This window comes from Aldersonia kunmingensis (assembly GCF_001646865.1).
In the GTDB taxonomy this organism is placed as follows: Bacteria; Actinomycetota; Actinomycetes; order Mycobacteriales; family Mycobacteriaceae; genus Aldersonia; species Aldersonia kunmingensis.
Genome location: NZ_LRRB01000321.1, coordinates 1 through 23,013, shown reverse-complemented (window position 1 = coordinate 23,013; position 23,013 = coordinate 1). Strand labels below are relative to the sequence as shown.

Genomic DNA, 23,013 nt, shown 5'->3' with positions numbered 1-23,013 from the left:
GGCGGTCCGTCGATCTCGTGACGGCGATTTATGCCGTGCTGGAAGCCGGTGGCGGGTACGTGCCACTGGACCCCGATCAGCCGGCGGAACGGATCGGGTACATCCTCGACACTGCCCAGCCGAGTTGCGTCCTGACGCGATCGGCCGACGGCTTTTCGGTGCCGAACGGCGTCCCGCTGGTTCGGCTGGACGACATCGTGCTGGATTCGACGACCGGCGCGCCTCTCGCCGACAGCGAACGGGTCGCCCCGTTGCACCCGGTGAATCCGGCGTACGTCCTGTTCACCTCGGGTTCGACCGGCCGGCCCAAGGGCGTTGCGGTGCCGCACTCTGCGGTAATCAACCAGATCGCCTGGATCACGTCCGAATACCGGATCGGCGCGGACGACGTGGTGCTGTGGAAGACACCCGTCACCTTCGACGTATCGGTATGGGAGCTGTTCGGGCCGCTGGCCGTCGGTGCGCGGATGGTCATCGCCACAGCGGACGGCCACCGCGATCCGGCCTATCTGGCCGAGGTTGTCGCCGCGGAATCCGTCACGATGACGTCGTTCGTTCCGTCCATGCTGCCGGCGTTCGCGTCGGCGCTCGGACCCCACCAGGCCGACAGCCTGCGCGCGCTGCTGATCGCGGGCGAGGCATTGACCGGCAGCACCGCCGCGACGATGCGTCGGGTGAGCGGCGCGGAACTGCACAACCTTTACGGCCCAACTGAATTCACCGTGCATGCGACCTACAGCCCGGTGCCGGCAGACGGCCAGGGTCCGGTACCGATCGGTGCTCCGGTGTGGAATGCACGTGCCTTGGTGCTGGACGACCGCCTGCGCCCGGTGCCGACCGGGGTACCCGGTGAGCTGTACCTCTCGGGCGCGCAGGTGGCCCGCGGCTACTTCGGACGAGCCGCGCTGACCGCGGAGCGATTCGTGGCGGACACGTTCGGCCGAACCGGCGAACGTATGTATCGCACCGGCGATCTCGTCCGCCGCAACCCAGCCGGAGAACTGGAGTACCTGGGCCGCACCGACTTCCAGGTGAAGCTGCGCGGCCTGCGCATCGAGTTGGGCGAGATCGAGGCCGCGCTGGCAGCGCATCCGTCGGTGGCGCAGGCCGCTGCCGTGATCACGACCGAAACCGGTGCCGGCGCCATGCTGGTCGGCTATGTCGTCAGCCGATCGGGCGCCGCGGTGGACATTGCCGAGGTCAAGCGCAGCCTCGCCGAGCGGCTTCCGGCCTACATGGTTCCGGCCGCACTCGTCGAACTGCCCGAGATGCCGATCAATCCGAGCGGCAAGCTCGACCGCAAGGCGCTTCCGGCGCCCACCTTCGAGGTGGCGCGGTTCCGTGCGCCGGCGACGCCGGTCGAGCAGATCGTCGCGCAGACGTTTGCCAATGTGCTGGAAGTGGACCGGGTCGGCCTCGACGACGACTTCTTCGCGATCGGCGGAAACTCGCTGTCGGCAACGCAGGTCGTCGCACGACTCGGTGCGGCTTTGGACACCCAAGTTCCTGTGCAGGCCTTGTTCGCCGCGCCGACCGTCTATGCCCTCGCCCAGCGGGCCGAACAGCACGCCGGTGCGGGTGGTCGGCCGCCGCTTATTCCGGTGCAGCGCCCGGCGCGCATACCGTTGTCGCTGGCGCAGCAACGGATGTGGTTCCTCAACCGCTTCGATCCGTCGTCGGCCGTATACAACATTCCGCTTGCGGTGCGGATGTCCGGTGAAATGAACCTCGAGGCATTGCGCGCCGCGGTGGGTGACCTGGTGGCGCGGCACGAAGTGCTGCGCACCTACTACCCGGAGACGGCGGACGGTCCCGAGCAGAAGATTCACCCGGTCGGCACCTGGCTGCCCGATCTCGCGATTGCGACGGTTACCGAGGCGGAACTGCCCGCCGCGATCGAACGGCTAGCGGGGCAGGCATTCGATGTCACCGCGGAGGTGCCGTTCGCCGTCGCGGTGTTCCAGGTCGCAAACACGTCCGACACCGTGTTGGCACTGGTGTTCCACCACATCGCAGGCGACGGTTCCTCGCTCGCGCCCCTGACGAAAGACGTGATCGTCGCCTATGGCGCGCGCGTGAGCGGTGAGCCGCCCGCGTGGGCACCATTGGCGGTCCAGTACGCGGACTTTGCGCTGTGGCAGCGCACCTTGCTCGGATCCGAGGAGGACACCGAATCATTGGCGGCCGAGCAGGTCGGGTACTGGCGCGAGGCGTTGGCCGGGCTGCCGCCGCAACTGGACCTGCCCGCGGACCGGCCGCGGCCGCAGCAGATGTCGTTCCGTGGCGCATCGTCGCACTTTCAGATCGACGCCGAGACCACGCATCGGCTGCGCGACATCGCATATGGCGTGCATGCCACGCCATTCATGGTGTTGCATGCCGCGTTCGCGGTGCTGCTTGCTCGACTGTCCGGTAGCCGCGACATCGCGATCGGTACACCGGTCGCCGGACGCGGTGAGGCGGTGCTGGACGATCTGATCGGCATGTTCGTCAACACCGTCGTGTTGCGCGCCGACGTGGATCCGGCGATCACCTTCGAGGAGTTGGTGTCCCAGATCCGCGCCACCGACATTTCGGCGTTCGGGCACACCGACATCCCGTTCGAACGACTGGTGGAGGTGCTCGATCCGGAGCGTTCCGCCGCTCGCCATCCGTTGTTCCAGGTGGCATTGACATTCCAGAACATGGCCATGGCCGAGCTCGACATGTCCGGTCTTGGTGCCACCGGAGTCGAAGTCGATACCGGCACAGCCAGATTCGACCTCCAGCTGACCGTCGCCGACTCGGCGGACGAAGCGGGTATGGCGGCCGGCCTGACCTACGCGACGGATCTGTTCGATGCGTCGACGGCGGACTCGTTCGTCCAGCGGTTCGTACAGGTATTGCGTGCCGTGGTGGCGGATCCGTCCGTGGCGGTGGGCGATATCGAGATTCTGAGCGCCGATGAGCGCGCCGCGACGTTGGCAGGCTCGGTGACGCCCGCGGTCGGCACTGGTGACGCGACGTTGGTGGAGTTGTTCGACGCCTCCGTGGCTCGGCACGCGGATCGGGTCGCGGTGCGGTCCGGCGGGGTGTCGGTGAGCTATCGGGAGTTGTCCGAGCGGGCCGCCGCGGTGGCAGCGGAATTGATTGCCGCGGGTGTGGGTCCGGAGTCGGTGGTCGCGATCGCGGTGCCGCGTTCGGTGGCCACTGTGGTGGCGATGCTGGCGGTGCTGCAGGCCGGTGGTGCGTATTTGCCGCTGGATCTCGATCTGCCGGCGCAGCGGTTGGCGTTCCTGCTCGCAGATGCGGCGCCGGTTGTGGTGCTGACCACGGCGGAGGGGCGGAAGTCGTTGCCGCCCAACGACGTGCCACATGTCTTGGTGGAGTCGGGCGGTGCAGCCACCGGCGACACGGCTCGGCTGCGGCCTCAGGTTCGTCCGGGCAACACCGCGTATGTCATTTACACGTCGGGGTCGACCGGCACGCCGAAGGGTGTGGCGGTGTCACACCGCAATGTCGCGGAATTGCTTGCGAATTCGGCGCCGGAGTTCGGTTTCGACCACACGGACGTGTGGACGATGTTCCACTCGTTCGCCTTCGACTTCTCGGTGTGGGAGCTGTGGGGTGCACTCGCATTCGGCGGCTCGGTGGTCATCGTGGACTACCTGACCTCGCGGTCGCCTGCGGACTTCCTGGATCTGGTCGCTCGCGAGAGAGTGACGGTACTGAACCAGACCCCGTCGGCGTTCTATCAGTTCGTCGAGGCCGAGCGGGTTGGGCCGCGGCCGGAACTGGCGCTGCGGCATGTGATCTTCGGTGGCGAGGCGCTGGATTTGCGACAGCTGGGCCGCTGGTACGAGCGTCACGACGGTGTTGGCCCGCGATTGGTGAACATGTACGGAATCACCGAGACCACGGTGCACGTCTCTTTCCTCGAGCTCGATCGTGGCCTGGCGGAGCGTGCTTCGGGCAGCGTGATCGGTCGCGGACTGCCCGGATTCTCGGTGTACGTGCTCGACGAGCGAATGCGGCCGGTGCCCGTTGGCGTGCCAGGCGAGATGTACGTGGCGGGCGGGCAGGTGTCCAGCGGCTACCGCGGACGTGCCGGGCTGCGGGCGACGCGGTTCGTGGCCGATCCGTATGGCACGGCGGGTGCCCGCATGTACCGCACCGGCGACATCGCACGCTGGAACGCCGACGGACAGCTGGAGTACGCCGGGCGCAGCGACCAGCAGGTGCAGCTGCGTGGTTTCCGGATCGAGCTCGGCGAGGTCGAGGCCGTGCTGGCGCGGCAGCCGCGCGTTGCGCAGGCGGTGGCGCTGGTGCGTGCTGACGACCAGACCGGTGCGCGGTTGGTCGGCTACGTCGTGCCCGAGGCAGGCGCCGAACTTGACGTGGCCACGCTGCGTGTCGCGGCAGCGGAATTCCTGCCCGGATACATGGTGCCCGATGCGCTCGTGGTGCTGGCGTCGTTGCCATTGACGCCCAACGGCAAGCTGGACAAGCGCGTTTTGCCGGCTCCGGAGTTGGTCAGCGACAAGGTCTTCCGCGAGCCGGAAACACCGATCCAGCAATCCGTCGCGGACGTGTTCGCGGATCTGCTCGGCGTCGACCGCGTGGGACTGGATGACGACTTCTTCGCGCTCGGCGGAAACTCGTTGATTGCCACCCGCGCCGTCGCACGCATCAACGAGGTGCTCGACAGCAGTGTCGGCGTTCGGACGTTGTTCGAGGCATCGACCGTGGCGGCCCTCGCGCAGCGTGTGGTCGCCGGATCCGGGGGGACCCGCCCGCCGCTGGCGCGGCAGGTGCGTCCCGAGCGTGTTCCGCTTTCGATTGCTCAGCAACGTATGTGGGTGTTGAACCGGGTCGATCCGGACGCGCCCACATACAACATCCCGCTCGCCATCGAGCTGCGCGGTGACCTCGATGTCGTCGCGTTGCAGCAGGCCTTCGGCGATGTGATCGAGCGACACGAGTCGCTTCGCACGCGTTACCCGGCAGAGGCAGGCGAGCCGTATCAAGAAGTGCTCCCGATGAACTCGATGCCCGAACTCGAGCTCGAGCCGGGCGACGAAGCGGGTGTCCTGGCACGCGTGACGGAACTGATGGCGCAGGGATTCGATGTGACTGCGGCGCCGCCGGTGCGCGGCCGGTTGTACCGGCTCGCCGGGGACCGGCACGTGCTGGCGGTCGTCGTCCACCACATCTGCGCCGACGGGTCGTCGATGGCGCCACTGGCCCGTGACCTGGTGCTGGCGTACCGCAGCAGATCCGAAGGGACCGAACCGAACTGGGTCCCGTTGCACGTCCAGTACGCCGACTACGCGATCTGGCAGCGAGAGGTCATCGGCACCGACGATCAGTCGGATTCGATCGCCGCCCGGCAACTCGCGTTTTGGCGCGAGCAGTTGCGTGGGCTGGTCGAGCGTCTCGACCTGCCGATGGATCGGCAGCGGCCGCCGGTCGCGTCGCTGCGCGGTGCAACGCACACGTTCACCATGCCTGCCGCGCTGCACGAGCGGCTCGGGCAGATTGCGCACGAGCACAATTCGTCGCTGTTCATGGTGGTGCACGCGGCGTTGGCCGCGCTGCTGGCGCGGGTGACCAATACCGGTGACATCGCGATCGGCACACCGATCGCGGGCCGCGGCGAGCGTGCGCTCGACGATCTGGTCGGCATGTTCGTCAACACTTTGCCGCTGCGACTCGCGGTCGCGCCGGCGACGAGTTTTGCCGAGTTGGTCGAGCAAGCGCGGGAGACCGACCTGTCCGCATTTGCGAACGCCGACATTCCGTTCGAGCGGTTGGTGGAGGACCTGCGGCCGCGGCGCACTGTGGCGCACCACCCGTTGTTCCAGGTTGCATTGCTGTTCCAAAACCTGGAGCCGGTCCACTTGGAACTGCCAGGTTTGTCGCTGCGCGCCATCGATCCTGGCCAGATCACGGCGAAGTTCGATCTGCAGCTGACGGTGGAGGCGCGGCAGAACGCCGACGGTACGCCCGGTGACATCGACGCCATGTTTACCTACGCCACCGATCTGTTCGACGAGCCCACCGTGGCCGGCTTCGCTCGCCGGTTCGTCCGGGTCGTGGAGGCTGTCGGCGAGAACCCGGAGGTCGTCGTCGGCGACATCGATGTCCTCGACGAAAGCGAGCGCGGTGTAACTCGGGCCACCGAGGCGGCAATCGCGGCCGAGACCACGGTCGACGGCGTTGCGCTCGGTCGGATGCTGTCCAGCACAGTCGAATCCGATCCGGAAGCGCCCGCGGTGGCGAACGGTGAGCAGGAGATGTCCTATCGTGAGCTGGACGCGAAGTCGTCCCAGCTGGCGCGGGTGCTGATCGAGCGCGGTTGTGCACCAGGTGCGGCAGTGGCCGTCGCGATCAGCCGCTCCGCCGAATCCGCGATCGCCCGCTGGGCGGTGCTGAAGGCCGGCGCAGCAGTGCTCGCTGTCGATCCCGCGCAGCCGGCCGACCGGGCTTTGGAACCGGGTGCCGTGCTCGGGCTGACGACTGGCGGGGATCGCGCCCGCATATCGAGCTGGTCTGGGGGCGAATCGCTACCGTGGCTGGTTCTCGACGACGAACCGACGGCCGCGACAATCGCCGCGCAGTCGCCGCGACCGGTGACCTACGCTGACCGCGCTGGTCAGCTCACCGGCTCGGCCACTGCCCTCGTCGGCGTCAACGGCGGGCGTGCGCTGAGCTTCGATGAACTGGCCACGGCTGCCGAGCGGTTACGGCAGCAGGCTGAGGTCGACTACGAGTCACGGACCTATCACTCCGGTAACGTGGACGAGCCCGCGGCGCTGCTCGAGCTTGTCACCGCCGGAATCGCCGGCGCAGCCATGGTTGTTGAGGAGGGTGAGGTGGCCGATGTGCTCGTCGAGGGCTGGGTCACCCACTTGATTGCCGATCCGACGACCGCGGCCGGCGTCGATGTCGACCTCGCCGACGCCGATTTGGCGGTGGTCATCGGTGCCGACCTCCCCGAGCAGGTTGCTCGACGGTGGGCGGAACACGTGGCGGTGGTGCCGTTGGATCGAGTATTCGGCAGTGCGCCGCACGGCGATGATTGAGGACCGTGGGTGCGGGTGCTGTGACGTCGTGACGCTTTCAGTGGAGGTCGGTTAATGGGTGATTCGGCAGGGCAGTCTCCGGCAGCGGGTCGCCCGCGGCGCCGACCGAGCCGCAGCCGTGGACCGCGCGTCATCACACTGCCGGAGCTGCTCTCGCTCGCCGCCGAGCGCGCGCCGGATGCCGAGGCGGTGACACTCGACGGGAGAAGCCTCACCTACGCCGAACTCGATAAGCGGTCCTCGCAGCTGGCGCGTTGGCTGATCGAACTCGGCGTCGGCCCGGAGCAGAAGGTTGCGCTGGCGTTTCCCCGCTCGATGGAGTCCGTGCTTTCGGTGTGGGCGGTGGCGAAGTCCGGTGCAGCGTTCGTGCCGGTCGACCCCAACTACCCGGCCGGTCGGGTCGAGCACATGCTCACCGATTCCGTTGTGACACTCGGGATTACCTCCGCCGCCTACCGCGACGAGCTGCCAGGAACGGTGCGCTGGCTCGTACTGGACGATCCGGCGAACGGCGACGTCGTCGGCGGTTTCTCCGCCGAACCGGTCACCTTCGCCGATCGCGTCGCGCCGTTGCGCGGTGACCACCCTGCCTACATCATCTACACGTCCGGCTCGACGGGACTCCCCAAAGGTGTGGTGGTAACGCACGGCGGACTGGCACCGTTCGCCGCCGAGCAGGTCGACCGTTATGGCCTGTCATCGGCTTCGCGAACATTGCACTTTGCATCCCCCAGCTTCGATGCCTCGGTGATGGAACTGTTGCTGGCGGTCGGCGCGAGCGCGACGATGGTCATTGCACCGCTGTCGGTGTACGGCGGTCCCGAACTCGCGGCCCTGCTCGATCGGGAGCGGGTTTCCCATGTCTTCATCACCCCCGCTGCACTGGCCACGGTCGATCCGAACGAGGTGCACGCACTCGAAGTGATCGCCGTCGGCGGCGAGGCCTACTCCCCGGAACTGATGCGTCGCTGGGCGGACAAGGTGGAGTTTCACAACGTCTACGGGCCCACCGAAACCACGATCGTGACGCATATCTCGGATCCGTTGGTACCCGGCGGACCGATGGACATCGGCTCGGGCATTCGTGGTGTCGCGACGCAGGTGCTGGATCCGCGGCTCAAGCCGGCCCCCGGCGGGGTAGCGGGCGAGATGTATCTGTCCGGGCCGGGACTGGCGCGCGGATATCACGCACGGCCGAGTCTGACCGCTACCCGGTTCGTCGCCGATCCATTCGGCGCGCCCGGCGCGCGGGTGTATCGGACTGGCGACGTCGTGCGGGTGAACGCGGCCGGGAACGTGGAGTACGTGGGCCGAAATGACTTCCAGGTCAAGATTCGCGGCTACCGGATCGAGCTCGGCGAGATCGACGCGATTCTCGGCGGACATCCCGACGTCGAGTTCGCCGTCACGATCGGACGTGAAACGCCCACCGGCGAGCAGATCCTAGTCTCCTACGTCGTCATTCGCGACGGTGGGCCGCTCGACCACGACGGCCTGCTGCAATACGTGGGCAAGTCGGTGCCCGGCTACATGGTGCCGACCACGGTCGTGCAGATCGACGGGATTCCACTGACGCCGGTCGGAAAGCTGGATCGCGCGGCGCTGCCGGTACCGGAACTCGAGCACGCCGAATTCGTCGCGCCCGCCGACGATCTCGAACGCCTGATCGCCGACGTCTTCGCCGACATCCTGCAGATCGAGCGGATCGGTGCCCACGACGACTTCTTCGAACTCGGCGGTAACTCGCTGATGGCAACCAAGGTTACCGCGCGGTTGAGCACCGACCTTGGCTACCGCGTCGCCGCCCGCGAGCTATTCGAAGCCTCGACTGTCGCCGGTCTGGCGGCTCGTGTCCGCATCCCCGGAGAATCCGAGGAGAAGTCGAAAGAGATTGTTGCGGTTGCCCGTCCGGACAACGTGCCATTGTCCTATGCGCAGCAGCGGATGTGGTTCCTCAGCCAGTTCGAGGCCACTTCCGCGGTGTACAACGTGCCGCTCGTGGTGCGGCTGAGTGGTCCGCTCGATGGCGCGGCCATGTCGGCCGCCTTCGTCGACGTGCTCGCTCGGCACGAATCGTTGCGTACTCGCTATCCGGTGGTCGGCGAGACCCCGGTGCAGGACATCCTCGATCCGGCGTCGGTACCGGTGGACCTGAACCCGATCGCGATCGATCCGAGCGAGATCCATTCCCGCGTCATCGATTTGATCGCCGATGGCTTCGATCTGACGGTTGCCGCACCGGTTCGGGCGGCGCTGTACGAGATCGCGCCCGACGATCACGTGCTCGCCGTGGTGATTCATCACATTGCCTGTGACGGTTCCTCGATGGCGCCGCTGGCGCGGGATGTGATGACTGCCTATCTGGCGCGCTCGCAGGGAAATTCGCCCGGGTGGGCACCGCTGCAGGTGCAATATGCAGACGTCACGCTCTGGCAGCGCGAGCGCCTAGGCGACGCCGGTGATTCCTCGTCGCTGGCCGGACGTCAGCTCGCGTTCTGGCGTACCGCACTGGACGGGGCGCCGGAGGTACTGAATCTGCCGAGCGACCGTCCGCGGCCGACGGTCCAGTCGTACGCCGGTGGTGAGGTCGAGTTCACGGTTCCAGCGGACCTCGAGAAGCGGCTCGAAGAGATTTCCCGGCAACACAACTCGACCGTGTTCATGGTGGTGCACGCCGCGCTCGCGCTACTTCTAACCCGGCTGTCCGCCAATGCGGACGTCACCATCGGAACGCCGATCCACGGTCGCGGCGACGCTGTCCTGGATGATCAGATCGGCCTGTACGTCAACACATTGGTGCTGCGGACCATTGTCGATCCGAGTACGACGTTTGCGGAGCTGCTCGACAAAGTGCGCAGCACGGATATTGCCGCGTTCGACAATGCCGACCTGCCGTTCGAATCGCTGGTGGAACAGCTCTCGCCTGCGCGCTCGACCGCATACTCGCCGCTGTTTCAAACGCTGCTGGTCTTCCAGAACTTCGCGCCGTCCACATTCGAGTTGCCCGGGCTGACGGTCAACTCGGTCGAATTTGACACTCAGCTCGCGAAATTCGACCTGCAGTTGACCTTGTCGTCGCTGATCGGGCCGGACGGCAAGTCGGCCGGTATGGCCGGTTCCCTCATCTATGCGACCGATTTGTTCGACCGCGACACCATTTCCGGGTTCGCCGAGCGGTTCCTGCGCATCCTCGATGCGATAGCCACCGATCCCGGCCGACGGTTGGATCGGATCGAGATCCTTGCTGACGCCGAACGTGCGCAAGTACTGGTGGAACGCAATGCAACCGAGCAGGCGATCGACACGCGGACGACGTTGGTGTCGTTGTACGACCAGCAGGTTGTGCGCACGCCGGACGCTACCGCTGTCATCTTCGGCGAGCAGTCCCTGACGTATCGCGAGTTCGACGAGCGGGTGAATCGGTTGGCCCGGCATCTCATCGACCGCGGTGTCGGGCCCGAAGTCGTGGTGGCAGTCGCGATGCATCGATCGATCGAGCTCGTCGTGGCTGTGCACGCGGTGCTGAAGGCCGGTGGGGTGTACGTGCCGCTCGATCCGGATCTGCCAGCCGAGCGCCAGGGCTACATTGTAGAGTCCGCCCGCCCGGTGTGCGTTCTGGTCTCGGAGCCGCTGGCGCTGCCCCTCGAGGTCGAGGCCGTCGACGTCCCTCGGCTCGATCTCGACCGGTATTCCGCCGAGGCGGTCACCGACGCCGACCGGATCATCGGGCTGCGGCCACACAACACCGCCTACCTGATCTACACCTCGGGTTCGACCGGCCGGCCAAAGGGCGTGGCGCTGCCGCATTCAGCGACAGTCAACCAATTGCTGTGGGCGCAGGCCGAATACCCGCTCGGCGCAACCGACGTCGTGCTGCACAAGACGCCGATCACGTTCGACATCTCGGTCTGGGAGATGTTGTGGACCCTGCAGGCCGGCGCCACTCTGGTTGTGGCTGCGCCGGGCGGCCACCGGGATCCGCAGTACATCGCCGACGTGATCGCCGAATATAGCGTAACAACAATGCATTTCGTGCCGTCGGTGCTTGCGCAGTACTTGGCGACCGTGCCGGTTTTCGGTACGTCGGTGCGACGGGTGTTCGCCGCCGGTGAGGCACTGCACGTCGATACGGTGGAGCGGTTCCGCCTGCGCAGTGGCGCTGAGCTGCACAACTGGTACGGGCCGGCGGAGGTCGAGGTGGTGACCGCATGGGACACCGCCGACGTCGGTGATTCCGCCTATGCGGTGCCCATCGGTGTTCCGGCATGGAACATGCGCACCTACGTGCTGGACTCCCGGCTGCGGATCGTGCCGCCGGGCGTGCCGGGTGAGTTGTATGTCGCCGGACCGCAAGCGGCCCGGGGCTACTACGGGCGGCCCGAGTTGACCGCGGAGCGGTTCGTGGCCAGCCCGTTCGGAGCGGGCCAACGGCTTTACCGGACCGGTGACCTGGTGCGGTGGTCGGGTAAGTCTCTGGAGTACCTGGGGCGAACGGATTTTCAGGTGAAGATTCGCGGACAGCGAATCGAACTCGGCGAGATAGAGTCTGCCCTGGTTCGACTCGATGGCGTCTCCGAGGCGATCGTGCTGTTGCGCAGCGATGAGCGGCTCGGCGATCACTTGGTCGGGTACGTGGCATCGCGGTCGGGCGTTCATTCCACGCAGGTGCGTGGCGCCCTCGCCGAGTCGCTGCCGTCCTACATGGTGCCCTCGGCGGTTGTCGTGCTCGACGAGTTTCCGTTGACTCCGAACGGGAAGATCGATCGCCGAGCGCTGCCGGAACCGGTCATGGAAGCACGCACGTTTCGCGCCCCGGTCACGCCGATCGAAGCAATTGTGGCGCAGACTTTCGCGGATGTGCTTGGGGTCAGCGGAGTCGGACTGGATGACGACTTCTTCGACCTCGGCGGCAACAGCCTGATCGCGACTCGCGTTGCTGCCCGCTTGGGTGCGGCGCTAGAGGCGCAGGTTCCGGTGCGAGTTGTGTTCGAGGCAGCGACTGTGGAAGCGCTGGCGGTGCGGGTTGAGCGGCACGTCGGTACAGGCGGCCGCGCCAGATTGGTCGCCGGTCGCCGGCCCGAGCGGATTCCATTGTCATTGGCGCAGCAGCGAATGTGGTTCCTGAACCGGCTGGATCCGACGTCTGCGGTGAACAACATTCCGGTGGCCGTGCGATTGTCCGGTGCGCTGAATGTGGCTGCGTTGTCGGCGGCGATCGGGGATGTGATCGAGCGGCACGAGGTGCTGCGCACCGTCTACCCGCACGCGGGAGGCGATGGAATGCAGGTTATTGTGCCTGCGGCGCAAGCATTCTCGGGACTTCAGGCCGAGCCGGTTGACGACGTCGGGCTCGAGCAGCGCCTGGCCGAGCTGGTCGGCACCGGGTTCGACGTGACAGCCGCGGTGCCGCTGAAGGCCGGGTTGTTCGAACTTGCCCCGGATGAGCACGTGCTCGTGGTGGTCGTGCACCACATCTCCGCCGACGGGGTATCGATGACCCCGTTGACGCGTGATCTGGTGGTCGCCTACGAAGCGCGCTCCCGGGGCGCCGAACCGACATGGTCACCGCTGCCGGTGCAGTACGCGGATTTCGCGATGTGGCAGCGCGAGGTACTCGGCTCCGAGGATGATCTGGAATCGCTGATCTCGTCGCAGTTGGCGTACTGGCAGGGACAGCTCGTCGGTATACCGGATCAGCTGGACCTCCCCACGGATCGGGCCCGGCCCGCGGTGGCGTCCAATCGTGGAGCGTCACTGTCGGTGACCACCGGTGCCGAATTGCACCGGGGCATAACGGAGTTGGCGCAGCGCACTGGATCCAGTCCGTTCATGGTGGTGCACACGGCCTTGGCGGTGTTGCTGGCCCGGCTGTCCGGAAGCAGCGACATCGTGATCGGCACGCCGGTCGCCGGGCGTGGCGACGCGGAGCTCGACAATCTGGTCGGCATGTTCGTCAACACGCTGGTACTGCGCACCGAGGTCGGCGCCGCGGAGAGTTTCGCGAGCCTGCTTCGGCAGGCTCGGGAAACCGATCTGCAAGCGTTCGGTCATGCCGAGTTGCCGTTCGAGCGACTGGTCGAGGTGCTCAATCCGGACCGCTCGCAAGCGCGGCACCCGGTGTTCCAGGTGATGCTGGCATTCCAGAACCTGGGGCGCACCGAACTGGAACTGCCCGGTCTTGCTGTGTCCGCGGTGGAGTTCGACACAGCGTTGTCGAAGTTCGACATGCAGGTCACCGTCGCAGAGCAAGATCCGGCTGACGGCCTCGCGGTGATCTGGACCTATGCCGCCGACCTGTTCGACGCCGCGACCGTGCAAACATTCGCCGACCGGCTGGTACGTGTCCTCGCGGCGGCAGTCGCCGATCCGGCGGTGATCGTCGGCGACATCGAACTGCTCGATGCGCACGAGCGCACTCTGCTGACCGAACGTTGGGGAACCGGTACCGAGCTGCCGCTCGACGACGATGCGACACTGCTTTCGGCATTTGCCGCGCAGGTCGCCGCGCGTCCCGATGCGATAGCGGTGGTGGCCGGCAGTGAACGGCTGACCTACCGCGAGTTCGAGGCACGGGTGAATCGCCTTGCCCGAGAGTTGATCGCGCATGGAGTGCAGCCCGAAGCCCGAGTCGCGTTGGGCATGCGGCGATCGCTCGATCTGCTCGTGGCGATGTACGCGGTACTGGAGGCCGGGGGCGCGTACGTGCCGCTCGATCCCGACCATCCGGTCGACCGGCTGGCGTACGTACTCCAGACCGCGCGCCCAGTGCTGGTCCTCACTTCCTCCACCGACGGTGGAGGAACGGTGATCAACGACGCAGCCGCATCGGCGGGCGTGACGACGCTGCTGGACGTCGCCGTGGCGGACCTTTCTGCTCGTTCTGCTGCGTCGGTCACCGATGCGGATCGGATCGCTTCGCTGCGGCCGGACAACACGGCGTACATCATCTTCACTTCCGGTTCGACCGGAAGGCCGAAAGGCGTTGCAGTAGAACATCGGTCGGTCGTCAATCAGATTCGGTGGATCACCGACGAGTACCGGATCGACGCGAACGACGTAGTGTTGCAGAAGACGCCGACAACGTTCGACGTTTCGGTGTGGGAGTTGTTCGGGGCGCTGGCTGTGGGCGCTCGGCTGGTGATTGCGGCGCCGGACGGCCATCGCGATCCCGACTATCTCGTTCAGGTGATCGCCGGCGAGCGGGTGACCCTGACGTCGTTCGTGCCGTCTATGCTCTCCATCTTTGCCGCCGATGCGGCCCCGGGCCAACTGGATTCACTGCGTGCCGTGCTGATTGCGGGCGAGGCGTTGGCCGGCGAAGTGGTCGCCGGCCTGCGCCGGGTGACGTCCGCCGACGCGTTCAACCTGTATGGCCCCACCGAGTTCACCGTGCATGCCACGCATGCGCCGGTGGGAGTGGATTCCGTAGGTGCCGTGCCAATCGGCATCCCGGTCGCCAATTCGCAAGTGCACGTGCTGGATTCGCGGCTGCATCCGGTCCCATCGGGTGTTGCCGGCGAACTGTATTTGGCCGGTACGCAGTTGGCGCGCGGGTACTTCGATCGGCCCGAACTGTCTGCTGAGCGGTTCGTGGCCGACCCGTTCGGCAGCGGCGATCGGCTGTACCGCACCGGGGATCTGGTGCGCTGGACCGCGTCCTCCGGTCACCCCGGAGCCTCGGCTCCCGGTTCCTTGGAGTATCTGGGCCGCACCGATTTTCAGGTGAAGGTGCGCGGCTTGCGCATCGAACTCGGTGAGATCGAATCGGTTTTGCTCGCTCAAGATTCGGTGGCGCGTGCCGTCGTCATCGTGCGAGAAGACCCGCGCATGGGCGGGCAGCTGATCGGATACGTGGTACCCAGGCCTGGAGCGCGACCGGATGTCGAACAGCTCCGCGACGCGGTGCGTGCCGAGCTGCCGTCCTACATGCTGCCTTCGATGCTGGTGGTACTAGACGAATTCCCGGTGAACCCCTCCGGGAAACTGGATCGCAAGGCGCTGCCGGAACCGGTCATCGAGGCACGCAGCTACCGCGCCCCATCGACACCCGTGGAAGAGATCGTCGCCGAGACCTTTGCCGATGTGCTTGGGGTCGACCGAGTCGGCATCGACGATGACTTCTTCGAGCTGGGCGGCAACAGCCTCATCGCGACGCGGCTGGTGGCGCGCTTGGGTGTAGCGCTGAATGCGGTCGTCCCGGTCCGGGTGGTCTTCGAGGCGTCGTCGGTGGCGGGGTTGGCCGTGCGAGTGGAGCGCCATGTCGGGTCAGGCGGCCGAGTGCCGTTGGTGGCCCGGCAGCGGCCGGAGCGTGTGCCGTTGTCCTTGGCGCAGCAGCGGATGTGGTTCCTGAATCGGTTGGATCCGTCGTCGGCGGTGAATAACATTCCGGTGGCCGTGCGGTTGTCGGGACAGTTGGATGTGGCGGCGTTGTCGGCGGCGATCGGGGACGTGATCGAGCGGCACGAGGTGCTGCGCACGATCTACCCCGACATCGACGGTGTGGGTGTGCAGCGCGTGGTGCCCTTGTCGCAGGCGGTGCCGGTGCTGTCCGCTGTCGACGTGGCCGTCGCGGACGTAATCGATCGGGTGGCCGGGGTGGTGAGCCTCGGATTCGACGTGACCGAGCGCGTGCCGTTCCGGGTGGGGCTTTTCCGCATCACACGCGAGGAACACGTGCTTGTTGTTGTGGTGCACCACATTTCGGGAGACGGTTTCTCGATACTGCCGCTGACTCGAGATCTTGTCGCGGCGTACGAGGCGCGGTCACGCGACGTCGAACCGGGCTGGCCGCCGCTGCCGGTGCAGTACGCGGACTTCGCGCTGTGGCAGCGCGAGGTGCTGGGTTCCGAGAGCGAGCCGGAATCGCTGATCTCGGGTCAACTAACCTTCTGGACGAACCAACTGGCCGACCTCCCGACGCAACTGGAGTTGCCGTCCGACCGACCGCGTCCCCTGGTTGCATCCAACCGCGGCGCCTACGTCACGGCGGCGGTCGACGCCGAAACTCATCGCGGGATCGTGGAGTTGGCCCGAGCGACCGGATCGACGCCGTTCATGGTCGTGCATGCGGCGCTGGCGGTGCTCCTGGCACGGCTGAGCGGAACCAATGACATCGTCGTCGGTACTCCGGTAGCCGGTCGTGGCGAGCGCGAACTTGACGACCTGGTGGGCATGTTCGTGAACACGCTGGTATTGCGGACCCCGGTTCGGGCCGAAATGTCGTTCGGTGAGGTGTTGTCACGGGTGCGTGAAACCGACCTCGCTGCCTTCGCCCACGCCGATGTGCCATTCGAGCGGATGGTCGAGGTGCTCAATCCTCCCCGCTCACAGTCTCATCACCCGCTGTTCCAAGTTATGCTCTCCTTCCAGAATTTCCAGGCCGGCGCGCTGGAACTTCCTGGTCTTTCGATTGCAGGTGTCGAGGCGGACCTGGGGCTGGTGAAGTTCGACCTGGATGTGACCGTCACCGAGTTGCCCTCCGAGGATGCGACACCCGCCGGGTTGACCCTGCATGTCGGCTACGCCACGGATCTTTTCGACGCGGCGACGGTCGCGGATTACCTCGATCGGTTCGTGCGGTTGACCCAGGCGGTGGTTGCCTATCCCACAGCGGTGATCGGTGACGTCGAACTACTCGATGTCGAGGAGCGCTCGGCGCTGCTTGCACGGTCGGTGACGCCCGCCATCGGAACCGGTGACACCACGCTGGTGCGGTTGTTCGAAGCTGCCGCACAACAGTATTCGGACCGTCCCGCCGTCCGCTTCGACGGTGGGACGATGACCTACCGCGAGTTGGATGAGCGATCGAATCGGATTGCGACCGAGCTGGTGACAGGCGGCGTCGGGCCGGAGTCCGTCGTAGCCGTCGCGGTGTCGCGCTCAGCAACTACGGTACCGGTGATTCTGGCCGTCTTGAAAGCCGGCGGGGCGTACCTGCCGCTCGATATCGAATTGCCGATGGAGCGATTGGCTTACATCATCGATGAAGCCGACCCGATTCGTGTGGTGACGACGCTTGCCGATCGAGAACGGCTGCCCGCGAACAACGTTGCCGAGATCGTGTTGGACGACCTACACGGCGGCGCAACTGCATTGGCCGATGTACGGGTGCGACCGAACAATACCGCGTACGTCATCTACACGCCGGGGTCGACCGGGACGCCGAAGGGTGTGGCGGTTACGCATCGCAATGTGGCGGAGTTGCTGGCCAATTCTGCGCCCCGGTTCGGGTTCGATCAGCATGACGTGTGGACGATGCTCCATTCGTCCGCGTTCGATTTCTCGGTGTGGGAAATGTGGGGCGCGTTGGCATTCGGTGGTCTGGTGGTAGTTGTGGACTACCCGACCTCGCGGTCGCCCGAGGACTTCTTGGCCCTGGTCGCCGGGGAAGCGGTCACGGTGGTCAATCAGACGCCGTCGGCGTTCTATCAGTTCGTCGAGAATGCGAGCACTTTGCCGGAGTTGGCCCTGCGCTACGTGATTCTCGGTGGCGAGCCGCTCAACTTGCGACGCCTGGATCGCTGGTTCGAGCTCGCGGCCACCGCCCCCGCGTCCGCTGTCGCACCCGAGCGGTATGTGCAATTGGTCAACGTGTACGGCATTACCGAGACGACCGTGCACTCGACGTTCGTTGACATCGATCGTGAATTCGCGGCGCGAGCCACGGGTAGCGTGATCGGATCCGCGTTGCCCGGTGTGTCCACCTATGTTCTGGACGAGCGGCTGCGCCCAGTTCCGGTCGGTGTGCCGGGTGAGATCTACGTTGCGGGCGAGCAGGTTTCGGCCGGATATCGTGGGCGCACGGGGTTGCGGACGATTCGCTTCGTGGCCGATCCGTTCGGACCACCCGGTACTCGGATGTATCGCACTGGTGACGTGGCGCGATGGAACCGCGAAGGCCAGCTCGAGTATGTCGGCCGCAGTGACCAGCAGGTGCAGCTGCGCGGCGTCCGGATCGAGCTGGAGCAAATCGAGGCGGTGCTCGAGCAGCAGCCCGGTGTGGCGCAGGCGATCGCGGCGGTGGTCGGCGACGAGCGGAGCGCTCATCGACTGGTCGGGTATGTCGTTCCGGAGGCCGGCGCCGAGCCGGACCCGGTGGCGTTGCGCACTGCGGTGGGCGAGTTCCTTGCCATCTACATGGTGCCCGACGCCATTGTCGTGATGGATTCGCTGCCTCTGACGTCCACTGGCGAAGTGGACCGGGGTGCCCTTCCTCCACCAAAGCTCGCCGGCGAAAAGAGCTTCCGAGAACCGCGCACACGGATCGAGCAGGTCGTCGCCGCAGCGTATGCCGAATTCCTCGGCACAGAGCGAGTCGGTCTCGACGACAGCTTCTTCGATCTCGGCGGTAACTCCTTGCTGGCGATGCAGGTGATCTCGCGGGTGCGGAAGGAAACCGGGGCCGAAGTACGCGTGCAATGGATGATTTCGGATTCCTCGGTATCGGCGTTGGCGGCACAGATCGAGCGGGTGGCCAGCGGCGAGGCCGACACGGCGGAGGACGGACTGGGTGTGCGGATTACCCTCAGCGCCAAGGGTTCCCAGTCACCCCTTTTCTGCATCCACCCGATGATCGGAATCTCGTGGGGCTACTCCGGTCTCACCAGCGAACTGGTCGACCGTCCCGTCTACGGCCTGCAGAATCCTGCGATCAGCGAGCCCGGCTTCGCTGCCTCGTCCGTAGCCGATCTTGCGCGACGCTACGTCGCCGAGATTCGGCAAGTGCAGCCGAACGGGCCCTATACCATCCTCGGATACTCGCTCGGTGGCTTGATCGCGTTTGAGGTGGCGGTCGCGTTGCAGGCCGACGGTGCCGAGGTCGCGGACCTAATCATGATGGATACCGCCATGGAGGTCGATCCGGGTGAGTTCGAAACCGAACTTGCCGTGGCGTTGCGAACCCATCTCGGCGTTGAACTCAGCGCGGAGGAGGAGATCACGCGCTTGTCGCGCGAGCGTTTCGAGGAGATCGCGAACAATGCGTCGGGCGACTTCCTCACCCTCGGGGCGGATCAGGTGGAGCGGCTGTTGAATGCTGTTCTGGCCACGCCGGCATTGATGAACACCTTCGAGCCGAAGCCGTACTCAGGTGACCTGATCTACTTCAGCGCGCTGGACCATCCCCGCCCGGAGGACGCCGCATTGCTGTGGCAGCCGTATGTCGAGGGAAGGATTTCGAACTTCTGGGTCGAGTTCGACCATGGCGTGCTCATGGCGCCCGAGCCGCTCGGAATCATCGGCCGGGTGCTCGAACGGGAGCTGGGACGGTTTGATCCTGCCAAAGAACGGTAGCCGCCACGGGTAGTAGACCAGGGGTGTCGAAATGGTCGCGACGCCCGCTGAGGCCTTTGCGACTCGGCGCCCCTGGTCTGCGGGCGCAAAAGGTCGTCGATGTGTGAGATTTGATCGTGGTTGTGCGCGAAGCGTGGGAGCCCGAATGCGGTACCGGTGGACTGTCCGAGCGCGCAGGCTATGTTCGCCGATTCATACGGCCGGTGGCACGAGGGCTCTACGCGCCAATCGGGCGCGAGCACGGCTGGGACGTGTGACTGCGCCGCCGAAGCGCAAGACTTGTTATCGGCGAATCAGATTCCGAGCCCGCCGGCGATCACCGGCCAAGAGTTCTTGAAGTCGTCCTCCCAGTAGCCCCACGAGTGGGTGCCTGCCGGCCGGAAGTTGAAGGTGGCCGGGATGGCGAGCTGGTTCAGCCGGTTGGCCAAGTTGTGAGTGCAGTAATTTACCGCCGCCTCGATGGATCCGCCCACGGTGATCTGGTCGAAGAGGCCGTCGGTACCGGGTAGGGCATGCGGGTCGCCGAGTCGATCGTGGACGCCGGGCAGGCCGCTGCCGGCGGATACGTACAGCGCGGTGCCACGCAGCTTGTCGGCGTGGATGACGGGGTCGTTCGCCGCCCACATCGGGTCGTTCGGCGGACCGTACATATTCACGGTGTCGGCGCCGCCCCATGTCTCAACAGTGAGCCGGACGAACTGCTGCCCGATGGGATCGGCGGTCTGGACGCAACCGCTGTAGGAAGCGACGGACTTGTACAGATCCGGCTTCGACTCGGCAAGGTTGAATACCGAGGTTGCCGAGCTGGAGATACCCGCAATCGCGTTCTTGCCATTGGTTCCGAGACCGGCGTCGATGATCGGTGGAAGCTCTTCGGTGAGGAAGGTCTTCCACTTGTTCAGACCGAGCCGTGGATCGGACTGTTTCCAGTCTGTGTAGTACGACCACGCACCGCCGACCGGCGAAACGACGTTGACGTTCTTGTCGTCGAGGAAGTCGTAGATGTCCGTGCGCTTCTTCCACGTGGCCTCATCCACGCCGCCGCCGGCACCATTGAGTAGGTACAGCGTGGGCCGCGGCGCGGTGGTGTCTTTCGGCCGGTAGACGGTGACCGGGATCGTGTGGTCCATCGCCGCGGAATGAACGTTGATGGTGAAGTTGCGATCGTCCTCGACCTTCACTTCTTCGACGTACGAGCCGTTCGGCGACGTCGCGTCGGTGAGTAGTTTGCCGGAGTCGATGATCGGATCAGCCGTAGACGCGCCCACTCCGGTCAGCAGAAAGCAGGCGGTGACTACTCCTGTCACCGCGATACCGGCTACTCGGAACATTGCTTGGGACCTCTGTCGCTGCATCTCAACCTCGGGTGGACGAAAAGAATCGCGGTACCCGGACCGCGGGCCGTTTGTGCACTACCCCGACTATCGCGCGGGTAGCCGGGAAAGTTACGCGAGCCGCCAGACCGGTCGTGCGGAGCAAGCGCGGCAACCAGATGCCGTTCCTGATATCGTGGCGTTACCAAATCGATATTCTAGGCCGAGGCTTTGCGCCGAAATGTGGCCTCATAGGTATCGCTAGTCTCTCTCACCACATAGGTATCATAAAACAGTGCATTGCTCTGGTCGAACGTAACTGTGAGGTTACGACGGAATCGAGTTCGCCGACCCACCACGATCGGCCGGTTCGTCACGCTCATGGCAGTCGTCGCGGTTGGGAGCCTCGCGTCGACTTCGGTGGCCAACGCACAGCCGATTCCGGAGCCGGTGCCGGGCTATAACGAGATGGGGCCACCCCCGCAGGGTGCGAACGACTGGAACTGCAAACCGTCGGCGGCGCATCCGCGTCCGGTGGTACTGGTGCACGGCACGAATTCGAGCATGCAGTCCGCATTTCCTGTGCTCTCCCCGCTGCTCGCCGATGAGGGTTACTGCGTCTTCGCCCTGAACTACGGTGGAGTGCCGACGGTCTTCGGATCGCCGCGAGTGATCTGGGGGTTGTGGGACATCCGCGAATCGGCGCGGCAGTTGGGGGTCTTCATCGATGCCGTGCTGGCGCACACCGGAGCGCGCCAAGTGGACATCGTCGGCCACTCTCAGGGTGGAACGATGGCGCGGCAATACCTCCGGTTCAACGGCGGCGCTGACCGCACCGATCCCGCGCGAAACAAGGTGCACTCGCTCGTCGCGCAGGGGCCCTCGAACCACGGCACGACCTTCGGTGCACTCCAGGAGATGTATCAGGTCGTCATTTCACTCGGGCTGCCCCCGGACCTCACCGCGCAGGCGATCTTCGGCCTAGCGGGCCGTCAGCAACTCGTTGGATCGCGACTATTGGACAAACTGAACGATGGTGGCGAAACGATGCCAGGTGTGCGGTACACGGTGATCGCCTCGCGCAACGACAGCACGATCACTCCGCCGGAGAGTTCGTTCCTCGCCACCACGGGTCCCGGGGATGTGCGGAATGTGTGGGTACAGGACGGGTGTCCGGGCATCGGCATCGATCACAGCCAACTAATGACGGAGCCGCGTCCGATATGGCTGGTTCTCGATGCGTTGGATCCGGACTACGGCCTGGCGCATCCTGCCCCGTGTTGACCGCTGACAGATCGGCATTTCCGGAACTCCGCAAGGGCGAAACGCCCTCATATCCGGCCGATTTCTTCTGGTACCGTCGGCACATTGTCAACGCTCCGACCGGTGGCACCGAGGGTGAATCGGGATACGAAGCTGTGAACGGAGGGTAATCCGTAGTGATGTCGAGCAGAGTCGCGGCGCTCCGTTGCCTCGCAGGTGTGGCGTGTTCGGTGACCTTGATCCTGGCCGGGTCAACTGCTGCGGTGTCGGCACAGCCAACGGGATCGGTTCCTGTGCCGGAAGTGACCTCCGAGGACGGGTCGAAGATCGTTTCGATCAAAGAGGTCAAGCCCCAAAACCTGACTGTGACTGTGCATTCGGCGGCGATGGATCGTAATGTGCCGCTGACTGTGCTGCGGCCGGCGGATACGTCGACTCCCGCGCCAACGTTGTATCTGCTCAATGGCGCCGGCGGGGGCGAGGACGCGGCGAGCTGGGCGGTGAAAACCGACTATGTGGATTTTTTCCGCGATAAGCATGTGAACGTGGTGACGCCGTTGGCGGGTCGGTTCAGTTACTACACCGATTGGCTCAAGCCCGACGAAAAGCTCGGAACCAACAAGTGGCAGACGTTTCTGACCAAGGAACTTCCGCCGCTCATCGATGCCGCGTTCGACACGAACCACGTCAACTCCATCGCTGGCATTTCGACCTCGGGCACTTCGGTGTTCAACCTCGCCATTGCTGCGCCGGGCCTGTACAAGGGCATCGGTGCCTACTCCGGTTGTGCGGAGACTTCGCAGCCGCTCGGCCAGCGATATGTCGAGATCACCGTCAACGTCTGGGGCGGTGGCGATGTGGAGAACATGTGGGGCAAGCCGGAAGACCCGCTGTGGGCAGCGAACGATCCGTATCTGAATGCGGCGAAGCTGCGCGGGATGGCGATTTATGTGTCGAACGGGACCGGGATACCCGGTCCGCACGACACGCTCAGCGATCCGCTGATCCACGGGCAGACCGGCACGTTGGTCAATCAGATGCTCGTCGGCGGGGTGATCGAGGCGACCACAAACCAGTGCACG

Annotated in this window: 5 protein-coding genes; 4 read left to right on the top strand and 1 reads right to left on the bottom strand. The window is 65.5% G+C overall.

What is annotated here, in order from left to right; translation table 11 throughout:
• On the top strand, positions 1-7,064 hold a 7,064-nt coding region (locus A8G08_RS25645), incomplete at its 5' end, for a non-ribosomal peptide synthetase (RefSeq protein WP_157108806.1).
• A gap of 54 nt (positions 7,065-7,118) precedes the next feature.
• Positions 7,119-19,355: a non-ribosomal peptide synthetase gene (locus A8G08_RS25640; RefSeq protein ID WP_084436877.1), complete on the top strand. Its 12,237-nt coding sequence runs from the start codon at positions 7,119-7,121 to the stop codon at positions 19,353-19,355.
• 293 nt (positions 19,356-19,648) lie between these two features.
• Here the strand turns inward: A8G08_RS25640 and A8G08_RS25635 are convergent, their stop codons facing one another.
• Positions 19,649-20,686: an alpha/beta hydrolase gene (locus tag A8G08_RS25635; RefSeq protein ID WP_068280707.1), complete on the bottom strand. Its 1,038-nt coding sequence runs from the start codon at positions 20,684-20,686 to the stop codon at positions 19,649-19,651.
• A 363-nt stretch (positions 20,687-21,049) separates the two neighbouring features.
• On the opposite strand from A8G08_RS25635, the gene A8G08_RS25630 reads away from it, so the two are divergent.
• Both A8G08_RS25630 and A8G08_RS25625 read left to right on the top strand, forming a co-directional pair.
• Positions 21,050-21,952, top strand: coding sequence for an esterase/lipase family protein (locus A8G08_RS25630; protein WP_068280706.1), 903 nt, complete (start codon positions 21,050-21,052; stop codon positions 21,950-21,952).
• Positions 21,953-22,161: 209 nt separating this feature from the next.
• Positions 22,162-23,013: alpha/beta hydrolase (locus A8G08_RS25625; RefSeq protein WP_425394597.1), on the top strand; the 852-nt coding region annotated here is incomplete at its 3' end.